The following is a 10,825-nucleotide window of genomic DNA, read 5'->3' as shown; positions in this document are numbered from 1 at the left end:
CCAGGCCTTCTGGCGATGGTTGATCTCGATACGCCCGGTACGCGGGCTACTCGATCAGCAAAGGGAAGCCGCAGCGCTCCCGCGGGCCTCAGCTCGGCGACGGGACGACCGGCTGCTCCGGCGGATCCTGGTCGTCGCCGAGGCGGGCGTCGGCGCCCTCGTCGAGCGCCTCGTCGAGGGCCTCGGGGTCGTCGATCTGCGCCGGGTCCTCGGGAGGCGCGGGGATCGAGTCGGGGGTCGGGGCGGGTGGTGTCGGTGACGTCCTCGGGGGCGTCGAAGCCGAAGCTGCTCATGGTTCCTCCTCCGCGGCCCGCACCGGAGGCGGTCCCGCTGTCGGCAGCCTAGGTCGCGGTCCGCACGCCGGTCATGGACTTGACGGGCGGCCGCCGCCCACTCGATCCGGCGGCTGCGACGTCGGCGATCGAGCACCCGGACCGGCGAACCCCGCACGATCGCCGCGGCACGCAGGGCCCCGACCCGCGGGCTTCACGCGGAATCGGCGGACACCGCGCGCCGCACCCGCGGCGAACGCCGCGTCGCCGAGTCCGAGGACATCGCACGCCGCCCGCGTCAGTGCACGTACTCCAGCAAATCGACACCCAGGGTGCGCATGCCCTCGAGCACCGCGAGGCGGTAGTGCAGGGTCGTGTCGTCGAACTGGGTCGTCACCGCGTAGGCGACCGAGGCGCGGGGGCCGCGCAGCACTCCGGTCTCGGCGCGCACGCCGGCGTCGGCGCCGGTCTTGTTGACGAGCAGCACGCCGTGGTCGGGCTGACGGTGCGTGAGCGGGTCGAGGCCGAAGGCGGAGGCGACCATCGACAGGTCGGAGTTGAGCGACAGCCAGCCGATGACGCGCGAGCTGACGGCGGAGTCGACGATCTCGCCGTTCGCCAGCGTCGCCAGCAGCCAGGTCAGCTCGCGGGCGGAGCCGATGGAGAGCTGCGGGGCGTCGTCGGGGCCGCGGTCGTCGCGGACGACGTCGAGCAGCGCGGTGCGCGAGAGCCCGAGGCCCTCGGCACGCTCACGCACGGCGTCGAGCCCCACGCGGCGCAGCAGCACGTTGGTCGCCAGCGTGTCGCTCGTCGCGCCGACCAGCGCCGCCAGATCGGCGATCGGCATCGACGGCACCTGCAGGTGCTGCCAGACGCCCGAGCCGGCGACGGCGTCGGCCGCCGTGCGGTCGACCAGGCGGAGGTTCTCCTGCGGGTCGCTCGCGAGGCGGGCCGCCACCTCGATCAGGAGCAGGATCTTGCCGATGCCGGCGGTGGGCATCGAGACGGAGTCGTCGACCGCGAACAGGGTGCGCCCGGTCGCGACGTCGACGGCACGGGCCGAGACCACGACTCCGTCGAGTGCGAGCCGGCCGAGCGCGTCGAAGCCGCGCTGGAAGTTGTCGTGATCGTGCGAGCCCTTGTGCCGGCCGCGGCGGGCTCGTCGGTTGTCACGGCGGGTGTCGTGGGTGGGGATCACCACGGGTCGGGCCCTCTACGGGTCGGCTGAGCGGGTCGTGCGGAGGGGCGGACGCGGGGGTCCGTCGACGCGTCGGGACGGCGCGCGATGCACGGACGGCCCCGTCGGCATCGGTCGGCTCTCGATGCCCGGGGTGGACGTCCGCGGTGCGGAACGGCAGTCGCCGGTGACTACCAGATGGTGACGCGCTCGCTCGGGGAGAGCCAGAGGGCGTCGCCTTCGGTGACGTCAAAAGTAGCGTAGAACTCGTCGATGTTGCGGACGATCTGGTTGCACCGGAACTCTGCCGGGGCATGCGGATCGATGGCCAGCAGGCGGATCGTCTCCTCGTCGCGGGACTTCTGCTGCCAGGCCTGCGCCCACGACAGGAAGAAGCGCTCGGCGCCGGTCAGACCGTCGATCACGGGAGGCTCCTGCCCCTCGAGCGAGAGCACGTACGCCTTCCACGCGATGCTCAGCCCGCCCAGGTCGCCGATGTTCTCGCCGATGGTCAGGGCGCCGTTCACGTGGTGCCCGGGGTGGTCGCGGAGCGAGGGCGTCGTACTGCGCGATGAGCGCCTTGGTCCGCTCCTCGAACGCCTCGCGGTCGGCCTGCGTCCACCAGTCGGTCAGGCGGCCGTCGCCGTCGAAGCGCGAGCCCTGGTCGTCGAAGCCGTGGCCGATCTCGTGGCCGATGACCGCGCCGATCGCGCCGTAGTTGGCCGCGGGATCGCGGGTCTCGTCGAAGAAGGGGAACTGCAGGATCGCCGCGGGGAACACGATCTCGTTGAAGCCCGGGTTGTAGTACGCGTTGATGGTCTGCGGAGTCATGAACCACTCGTCGCGATCGAGCGGCTTCCCGATCTTGCCGAGTTCGCGGTCGAACTCGAACGCGGCCACGCGGCGCGCGTTGCCCACCAGGTCGGCCGGGTCGATCGACAGGGCGGAGTAGTCGCGCCAGCGGACCGGGTAGCCGATCTTGGGGGTGAACTTCCGAGCTTCTCGAGCGCCCGTCCGCGGGTCTCGGCGCCCATCCAGTCGAGTTCGCCGATCGAGCGGCGGTACGCCTCGATGAGGTTCGCGACCAGGACGTCCATCTCGGTCTTGGCGCTCTCGGGGAAGTGGCGCTCGACGTAGATGCGGCCGACCGCCTCGCCGAGGGACCCCTCGACGAGCGAGACGCCGCGCTTCCAGCGCTCGCGCTTCTGCGGGGTGCCGGTCAGGGTGCGGCCGTAGAAGTCGAAGTTCGCGTCGACGAAGTCGCTCGAGAGGTAGGCGGCCGCCCCGCGGACCACCTGCCACGACAGCCAGTCGCGCCATGCGGGCAGGTTCTCGTCGGTCAGGAGGCCGGCCAGGCCCTGGAGGAAGCTCGGCTGGCGGACGACGACCTCGGCGAGCGCCCCCTCCGGAGCGCCCATCGCGGTCAGCCAGACTCCCAGGTCGATGCCGGCGGCGAGCCCCTCGACCTCGGCCCAGGAGCGGAGGTTGTAGGTGGCCTGGCTCGTCGCGGCTGCGCACCTTGTCCCAGTGCACGGCGGCGAGCTCTGTCTCGAGGGCGACGATGCGCGCGGCGCGCTCCTCGGGTGCTCCGACGCCCGCGAGCCCGAGCATGCGCGCCACGAAGGGCGTGTACTTCTCGCGGACGGAGGCGAACTCCTCCTCGCGGTAGTAGCTCTCGTCGGGCAGGCCGAGGCCGCCCTGGTTGACGAAGACGAGGTAGCGCTCGGGGTCGCCCGGGTCGTTGTCGACGAAGAGTCCGAAGAGCCCGGGCACGCCCGTGCGCTCGAAGGCGCCGACGGCGGCCAGCAGGCCTGCGACCGAGTCGACGCGCTGGACGGCGGCGAGGTCGTCGGCGATCGGAGCGGCACCGAGCTCCTCGGCCCTGGCCTCGTCCATGAAGGAGGTGTAGAGGTCGCCGAAGCGGCGCTCCTCGAGCCCCTGCGGAGCGGTCGCGGCCTCGACGATGATGTCGCGGACCGCCTTCTCGGCCTCCTCCTGGAGCACGTGGAAGGAGCCGTAGCGCGCCTTGTCGCTCGGGATCTCGGTGCGGTCGATCCAGAGCCCGTTGACGTGGCGGTAGAGGTCGTCCTGCGGGCGCGTCGCGGGGTCGAGTTCGGAGCGGTCGATACCGAGCGAGGCGTCGTCGAGGTCATGGCGACCACCCTACGACGGGCCGCCGACACCCGCCCGAGGACGACCCGTCCTCCGGCCTGCCCGTTGCGGAGGCCGCGACGGACCATCGCCGGCGACGATCAGGGCTGCGGCCGTCGACACCGGATGGACTGCCGAGCTGCCCACGCCCAGCGGAATCCAGAGGGAGCTCTCGGAGATGGAGCAGCTGTCGCGCACCCGGTACGTCTCACTCGGATCCGAGAGGGAGAGCGCGGCGTCGAATGCTGGAGCGCAGTGAGCGGTCGACGCATCGAGGTCGACGGCTTGTTCGAACAGCCGACGCTGCAGGCGTCGATGTTCGCGTGGCAGGACTGCTCACAGAGCCCGAGGCACGACAGGCGCGTCTATTTCAGTTTACGCAAACCCGATAATGGACGTCATGTCACTTACCTGACATCGAGCTGTCGCGAACTACACCTACGACGCTCTCCCCGATGCCGAGCGCCTGGCGCTCCCTGACAAGCAACGCATTATCGCCGCGATCGACGGCAGCGAGGTGACGGAGGAATAGTCCCACGGCCTGGGGGATATTGATTAATCCTCAATATCAATCGGGCTCCGTGCCGGTCGTCGGTATCCGAGACGGGGTGCTCGCAGGGCATCCTGAATTCGACGTGGTTATCACCGTGTCCGGGATGATGCTGACAAAGGATCTTCGGACCTCGCGCATTGCGGCGCGAAGGAGATCACCATCGCCGAGAACATTTGGGGCACTTGATGACGGATGGCAATGTAACGACGTGGTCATACGTCGAGGGGGCGCGAGGGGCCAAGTGGCGTGCTCGACAGCTCAGATCCGGTGTCGGCAGCGAGGACGAGCGGTCGATGGAGCCCGCCGCCGTCGTCGAATCGTGGCCACGCGGCTTCCAGCTCATCGAAGAGAGCGAGGAGGTGAAAGGTCTTAGAAGACCCCAAGTCGGTGCGCTACACGCGCTCCTTGGCTACTGGACGACTGACCCACGAGATCCGGCAACGATCGTCATGCCGACCGGGACGGGCAAGACGGACACGATGGTCGCCGCGCTGGTGGCCGCTCGGATTGAGCGATTGCTGGTCGTGGTGCCCTCGGATGCCCTCCGTGATCAGCTTGCCTCGAAGTTCGAGACGCTCGGCGTCCTGTCCACGCTCGGACTGGTTCCCAATTCGGCCGCGATGCCGGTCGTCGGCAAGCTTTCGGGGGCGCTCAAGGACGACGCTGACGCGAGGGCACTCGCGTCTGCCTGCAACGTCGTGGTCTCTACTCCGAACGCTCTGACGAACACGTCCCCCGAGGTTCGTTCGCAGCTTCCTCTCTGAGTTCACTCACCTCTTCATCGACGAGGCACACCACGTCTCAGCAACAACGTGGCGAGCGATCCGGGACGCCTTCAGGCCGAAGCCGGTCGTGCAGTTCACCGCCACCCTCACCGAGAGGACGGTCAGCACCTCGGAGGGAACCTGATCTTCGCCTTCCGCTCCGCGAAGCACAGAGACAGGGCTACTTCTCGAAGATCCGATTCGAATCCGTGCTCGAGCTGGTGACCCCAGACGTCGCTGTAGCAACGACAGCGCTCGGGGCACTCCGCGCCGACCTGGAGGCAGGATTCGACCATCTCGTGATGGCGCGGGCGAAGTCGATCATCCGAGCTCAGGCCATCCTCGAGATCTACGAGAAAGAGGCGCCTGACCTCCAGCCGATCCTCATCCATCACGGTACGGGTAAGACGAAAACCACGGAGGCACTAGCGAAACTCGCCTCTCGCGAATCGAGGATCCTCGTCTGCGTCGACATGTTCGGCGAGGGGTTCGACTTTCCCCAGCCAAGATCGCCGCCCTGCACGACCAGCATCGGACTCTGGGCGTCACGTTGCAGTTCGTCGGGCGGTTCGCCCGCAGCGGTGGCGAAGCGCTTGGTCCCGCCACCGTCATCGCAGCGCGGAGCGAGGTCCGCCATACCGACGAGCTTCGTCGGCTCTACCGCCACAGGACGCGGACTGGAACCTCCTCATCGAGGACCTGACCAAGCAGGCGGTAGAACAGCAGCAGGAGATTGACGAGTTCTCCAAAGCATTCGGGAGCTTGCCGGACGCCATCTCGATTCACTCGCTCACGCCAGCACTCAGCGCCGTCGTGTACCAGCCGGGGACCCTGACCTGGCATCCAGAGAACGTCAACGACTTTGTCCCTCCGGAGACGTTGCTCACGTCACCCATCCCGACCAACGAACGTGACCACGTGCTCTGGTACGTCACTCGCCACCAGGGGCAGAACCTCGCTGGGGCCGCGTCGAAGACGTGGAGGCCATCACCTACGACCTCTTCATCGCCTACTGGGACGATCAGAACGGACTTCTCTACATCCACAGCTCCGACAACAGCTCCGTCCACGAGGAACTCGCCGCCGCCATCACCGGACAGGCCGGGATCACCCCCTCTCCGGCGAGAACGTCTTTCGGGTCTTCCATGAGGTGCAACGGCTAACGCCGACCAATGTGGGACTCGTGGATGCGAGAAACAGAAGTCGGCGATACACCAGCCACCATGGGAGTGATGTCACGGAGGCCTTCCCCGTAGTAGAGGCGCAGACGAAGACGCAGACCCACATCGCCGGATCGGGCTTCCTCAACGGCGCCTCCTACTCCATCGCCGGATCCCTGAAAGGACGAGTCTGGAGCCACCGAACAGCGGCCGGTCTCAAGCAGTGGACAGACTGGTGCGACGTAGTCGGACCCAAGATCATAGACGGCACATTGAGCGTCGACGAGATCATGCGCGGATTCATCCGCCCCGTTTCCATCGAGGAATGGCCCGATCAGATCGTCCTCGGATTCGAACCGACGACAGCTCTGAGTGACGTACTTGAACCGTCAGACGTCGCCTTCAACGGCGTATCGGCATCATTTGCAGACGTCTCCATCGTCGTCGGAGATCGGGAATCGGAGACCGGCCATGCCTTCACCGTCGAGGCGCCCTCGTGGTCAGCGCCCTACGTCATGCACCTCACACCCGCAGGTTTGAACGTCCAGCCGGCCACCGCCGGTCAGGAGGTCGGTATCGTCCGGCCCAGGAGCTTGCAGAACTTCTCGATGCTGGCGAACAAGCTAGGGATGCGAGTGCTCCTCGACAAAGATTCCGTCATCGAGCCGCCCGGACTGCTGCTCAAACCGAACCGCGACGTGCCGCCATACGCAGCCACAGCCCTTACCGCGATCGACTGGGGCGATGTGAATATCCGCCGCGAAGCGTGGGGAGCGGCCCGGGACCCACTTACGGTGCAGGGCCACGTCATGGGTCGTGTCTCCGGCGAAGTGTGGGACGTCATTCTCGACGACGATGGCTCGGGGGAGGTGGCCGACATCGTCGCCCTGCGCGAGGTCGACGGGACCCTCGTTGTCGAGCTCACACACTGCAAGTTCTCCAGCGAAGACCAGCCTGGGGGGCGGCTAGCGGATCTTTACGAGCTCGCAGGTCAGGCCCAACGCTCCGCCGGATGGCGCCGGAACGTGGAGAAGATGCTACAGCGCCTCTTGCGTCGGGAGCGGACTCGAGCGTCACAGGGCAAGTCCGGATTCGTTCACGGTTCGTTCGAAGACCTACAACGGCTCTACGAGAGATCGGAGGCTCTCCGCCCGAAGCTGAACATCGTTCTCGCGCAGCCCGGACTGAGCAAGCGGCTCGTCCGCGACACGCAACTGGAGCTTCTCGGCAGCGTTGACCTGTACATCAGCGAGACCGCGATGTCGTCGGTCACCGTCCTCTGCAGCGAGTGAATGAGCATTCACGAGTGCTCCCGAGTTCGTACGTGGACAGAGCCCTCTTCTGTCCCCGGCCGCAGCGCCACCAGGGGCCGCGCTACCGGGTTCCTGTCGGGTCGAACATCCCCTAATGCGGCTTCTCGTACGGCAGTGAGTCACCCGGCAGGTTCTCGTCCGTCGCGCCCGTGAGTGGCTTCTCGTGAGCGGCAGGGCGCCCATGTGAAGCTCGGAGTGGTTGACCCACCAGATGCACTCCGCTCAGGCCCCTCTCACCCCTCTTGACAAGATTCGATAATCTTCTGCTGCGCACTGCAGCCGGGCTCACATCGAGGGCAGCTGCCGCTTGTTCGTAGTTGAGCCCCTGCTCTATGCAGGCCCGGTAGAGGCGCTGGTCGAGATCGGGCAGAGTCGCGACGATGTCTTGGACGGAGCGCAGAAGCGCGGCGATCTCGGCTGCACGCTCCGGGCCGTCGACGGCATCCGTCTCCGCGGCCTCGAGGTCACTGGCGAGCGCATCGCCGTGAGCCTGCCCGGTTCTCGTTCATGGTGAGGTTCCGGGCGGTCACGAGCAGCCAGGGCAGCACCGAATCGCCGGCGATCCGCACGACGGCGCGCTTTCTCCAGAGCACGACGAACGTCTCCTGGACGATGTCGTCGGCAGAGGCGGCGTCGGTCGCTCGGCTGCCGACGAGACGGAACACTGCGGGCGCGTGCCTGTCGTAGAGGGAGCGCATCGCCGCCGAGCTGTCACCGCTCAACTGCCGCAGCAGCTCGAGGTCCGACGCTAATGACTGCATCTGCTGGCCGTCCTTCCGCTCCGAGAAGAGTGTGTCGAGAGATGAGGTCGTCTCAAAGTCTGGTCGTGGTGTCACCCGTGGGACGGGGTGTTCTGCCCATGAGTTTCCACAACCGAGAAACCGTCTCAAACGTCTTCCGGCCCACGAACGCCGAACGCTACTTGACGGCCGTGAGTCCGGCCGGCTCCTCCCACGTCACTTCGTCAGACAGAAACCTTCATGAACTCTCGGATCGCACGCCGGCTCCTCACTGGGCTCGCCAGTACCGCCTTCGCATCGAGCATCGCCCTCACCACGACCGGTGCAGCTTCCGCCGACATCCCCCAGGACTGCTGGGTTCTCGTCGAGACCGGCGAGAACCACGGCGGACCTTCGGCTCGCAGAATCAACTCCGGCTCGCAGAAACACGTCCGGCTCGCAGGATCCGTGGATTCCTGCGAGCCGAATGCGTTCTCACGAGCCGGAGGTGGTCACCGGCGACCGGGACCTCCGAGACGGGGCCACCTCAGGACACGGGGACGATCAGGCCGTCCCACTCCTCCAGCAGGTGGTCCTTGGTGCGCTGGTCGGTGAGCAGCTCGTAGAGCGCGGTGACACGCGGGTCGTCCTCGAGCTCGGGGGTCGTGGCGAGCACGTTGTAGTAGGTGCTGTCGGTGCCCTCGATCAGGATCGACTGGTCCTCGGTGAGGCCGGCGGGCAGAGCGAAGGTGGCGGTCACGAAGACGGCGTCCTGGTCGGGGAGGGCGAGGGCCAGCGAGGCGTTCTCGATCTCGGTGAACTGCAGGTCCCGCGGGTTCGAGGTGATGCCCTGCAGGTTCGTCACGTCGTCGTCGACCTCGATGATCCCCTCCGAGGCGAGGAGCTTGAGCGCACGGCCCTCGTTGGTCGGGTCGTTGGGGATCGCGACGGTCGCGCCGTCCTCGAGGTCGTCGAGGCTCTCGAGCGACTCCGGAGTAGAAGGCCGCGGCGGGGAGGTAGACCTCGCCCGCGCTCACCAGCGAGCCGCCCGCCTGCGAGTTGTAGGTCTCCGAGGAACGTGGCGTTCTGGAAGAGGTTCGCGTCGGTGCTGCCGTCCGAGAGCGCGGGGTTCGGGGTGTTGTAGTCGCTGAACTCGACCCACTCGATGTCGAGTCCCTTCTCCTCGGCGAGGTTCTCGTCGACCCAGGTCAGCAGGTCGCCGGCGGGGTCGCGAGGGCGCCGACCTTGATCGTGCCGAGGTCGCCGGAGTCGGCGGACGCGTCGGAGCCGGAGTCGCTCGAGCACGCGGACAGGCCGAGCATCAGGATCCCCGCGGCGGCGAGGGCGGCGGTGCGGGTGGTGCGGGAGCGGGTCATGACGTCTTCCTCGGTCCGGGTTCTGAGGGGAGGGTGCGGGGAGCCGGCGGAGTCCGACTCCAGCGCCGCGATCGCCTGCTCGGGCTTCGCACGCCGGTCGTGCCCGACCAGGCGCGCGGCGAGGGTCGCCAACGCCTGCACGATCTGCACGATGACGAAGAGCACGACGATGACCGCGACGATGTGGATCCAGCTGTAGCGCTGGTAGCCGTAGGTGAGGGCGACGTTGCCCAGTCCGCCGCCGCCGACGACGCCGACCATGGCCGAGAAGTTGATGATCGAGGTGATGGTCGTCGAGAGGCCGAGCACGATCGCCGGGCGGGCCTCGGTGAGCAGGACCCGGCGCACGAGCTGCCAACGGGAGGCGCCGAGCGACGCGGCGGCCTCGTACAGCCCGGGGTCCACCTCCTTCAGCGCGATCTCGACCATGCGCGCGAAGAAGGGGATGGCGATGATGGCCAGCGGCACGATGGCGGCCGTCGATCCGATGAACGTGCCGATGATCAGGCGCGTGAGCGGGATGAGGGCGATCATCAGCACGATGAACGGCACGGAGCGGCCGAGGTTGACGATGAAGCCGAGGACGCGGTTCACCCCGGCGCCCAGCGCCCTCGATCCGCCCAGGCGCTCGAGGAACCCGCCGCGCTCGGTGCCGACGAGGACGATGCCCAGCGGCAGGCCGACGAGGATCGTGACCAGGGTGGCGACGCCGACCATGTAGAGGGTCTCGCCGAGGCCCTTGAGCACGACCTCGATGAGGTCGCTCCAGAACGTGGGCGAGTTCACGTCGATCACGCGGCCTCGCCTCCCCGCAGCCACTCGACCGCGAGCCCCTGCGAGCGCAGGTCGGCGACGGCGCGGGCGACGGTGCCGCGATCGCCCGGGAGCGCGAGGCGGGTGCGGCCGGCCTGGCTGCCTCCGATCGTCTCGATGACGGCGCCGAGGATCGAGACGTCCATGTCGTAGCCGCGGGCGAGCTGCGCGATCACCGGGCGATCGGCCGAGCCGCCCGAGAAGGTGATGTCGATGATCGCCGAGCCGTCGTCCTCGGGCAGCGCGCCCAGGGGGAAGAGCTCGCGCGCGAGGGCGGAACCCGGGGTCGACACGAGCTGGACCAGCTCGCCCTGCTCGAGGATCCGGCCCGACTCCATCAGAGCGGCGGAGTCGCAGACGCGCTTGACGACGTCCATCTCGTGCGTGATCAGCAGCACCGTGAGCCCCAGCTCGCGGTTGAGGCGGCGGAGCAGGTCGAGGATCGAGCGGGTCGTCTCGGGGTCGAGGGCGCTGGTCGCCTCGTCCGAGAGGAGGACCCTCGGACGGCCGGCGAGCGCGCGCGCGAT

General features: G+C 67.8%; 11 protein-coding genes and 1 pseudogene. 4 read left to right on the top strand and 8 right to left on the bottom strand.

Annotated features, from left to right (window positions below):
- Positions 1-570: 570 nt before the first annotated feature.
- Complete coding sequence (locus tag AC0CII_RS16400; RefSeq protein WP_465227079.1) at positions 571-1,473, bottom strand: serine hydrolase; 903 nt, start codon at positions 1,471-1,473, stop codon at positions 571-573.
- Positions 1,474-1,640: 167 nt separating this feature from the next.
- Positions 1,641-3,576: pseudogene (locus AC0CII_RS16395) on the bottom strand (M13 family metallopeptidase).
- 870 nt (positions 3,577-4,446) lie between these two features.
- Here AC0CII_RS16395 and AC0CII_RS16390 point away from each other — a divergent pair.
- From AC0CII_RS16390 to AC0CII_RS16375, 4 genes are all read left to right on the top strand, one after another.
- Positions 4,447-4,917, top strand: a complete 471-nt coding sequence (locus AC0CII_RS16390) for a DEAD/DEAH box helicase family protein (protein WP_465230058.1) — start codon at positions 4,447-4,449, stop codon at positions 4,915-4,917.
- Positions 4,918-4,933: 16 nt separating this feature from the next.
- On the top strand, positions 4,934-5,062 hold the full coding sequence (locus AC0CII_RS16385) for a DEAD/DEAH box helicase family protein (protein ID WP_465230961.1): 129 nt from the start codon (positions 4,934-4,936) through the stop codon (positions 5,060-5,062).
- Positions 5,063-5,894: 832 nt separating this feature from the next.
- Positions 5,895-6,080, top strand: a complete 186-nt coding sequence (locus AC0CII_RS16380; protein WP_465230057.1) for a hypothetical protein — start codon at positions 5,895-5,897, stop codon at positions 6,078-6,080.
- A gap of 11 nt (positions 6,081-6,091) precedes the next feature.
- Positions 6,092-7,369, top strand: a complete 1,278-nt coding sequence (locus AC0CII_RS16375) for a hypothetical protein (protein ID WP_465230056.1) — start codon at positions 6,092-6,094, stop codon at positions 7,367-7,369.
- A gap of 112 nt (positions 7,370-7,481) precedes the next feature.
- Here AC0CII_RS16375 and AC0CII_RS16370 read toward each other — a convergent pair whose 3' ends face one another.
- The 6 genes from AC0CII_RS16370 to AC0CII_RS16345 form a co-directional block, all read right to left on the bottom strand.
- The gene (locus AC0CII_RS16370) at positions 7,482-7,790 is read right to left on the bottom strand and encodes a sigma factor-like helix-turn-helix DNA-binding protein (RefSeq protein ID WP_465230960.1); all 309 of its coding nucleotides are present in this window, start codon (positions 7,788-7,790) and stop codon (positions 7,482-7,484) included.
- A 64-nt stretch (positions 7,791-7,854) separates the two neighbouring features.
- Positions 7,855-8,151 carry an RNA polymerase sigma factor gene (locus AC0CII_RS16365; RefSeq protein WP_465230055.1) on the bottom strand — a complete coding sequence of 99 codons (297 nt, stop codon included), beginning with the start codon at positions 8,149-8,151 and terminating at the stop codon, positions 7,855-7,857.
- A 505-nt stretch (positions 8,152-8,656) separates the two neighbouring features.
- Entirely contained in the window at positions 8,657-9,052 is a 396-nt protein-coding gene (locus AC0CII_RS16360; RefSeq protein ID WP_465230959.1) for a MetQ/NlpA family ABC transporter substrate-binding protein, read from the bottom strand.
- Positions 8,971-9,414, bottom strand: coding sequence for a MetQ/NlpA family ABC transporter substrate-binding protein (locus tag AC0CII_RS16355; RefSeq protein WP_465230054.1), 444 nt, complete (start codon positions 9,412-9,414; stop codon positions 8,971-8,973). The genes AC0CII_RS16360 and AC0CII_RS16355 overlap by 82 nt, the downstream gene beginning before the upstream one ends.
- Positions 9,318-10,280 (bottom strand): methionine ABC transporter permease, encoded by a 963-nt coding sequence (locus AC0CII_RS16350; RefSeq protein ID WP_465230053.1) that lies wholly within the window; start codon positions 10,278-10,280, stop codon positions 9,318-9,320. Before AC0CII_RS16350 ends, AC0CII_RS16355 begins: the two co-directional genes overlap by 97 nt.
- Positions 10,277-10,636 carry an NIL domain-containing protein gene (locus AC0CII_RS16345; RefSeq protein WP_465230958.1) on the bottom strand — a complete coding sequence of 120 codons (360 nt, stop codon included), beginning with the start codon at positions 10,634-10,636 and terminating at the stop codon, positions 10,277-10,279. Before AC0CII_RS16345 ends, AC0CII_RS16350 begins: the two co-directional genes overlap by 4 nt.
- Between the last annotated feature and the right edge of the window lie 189 nt (positions 10,637-10,825).

It is taken from the genome of Rathayibacter sp. AC182 (genome assembly GCF_979253875.1).
This window is presented reverse-complemented; position numbering and strand designations above follow the sequence as displayed.

Bases quoted from the DNA above. Each gene is read 5' to 3' on its own strand.
- AC0CII_RS16390 (WP_465230058.1), top strand. From the start codon at position 4,447: ATGGAGCCCGCCGCCGTCGTCGAATCGTGGCCACGCGGCTTCCAGCTC.
- AC0CII_RS16365 (WP_465230055.1), bottom strand. From the start codon at position 8,151: ATGCAGTCATTAGCGTCGGACCTCGAGCTGCTGCGGCAGTTGAGCGGT.
- AC0CII_RS16345 (WP_465230958.1), bottom strand. From the start codon at position 10,636: ATGGAGTCGGGCCGGATCCTCGAGCAGGGCGAGCTGGTCCAGCTCGTG.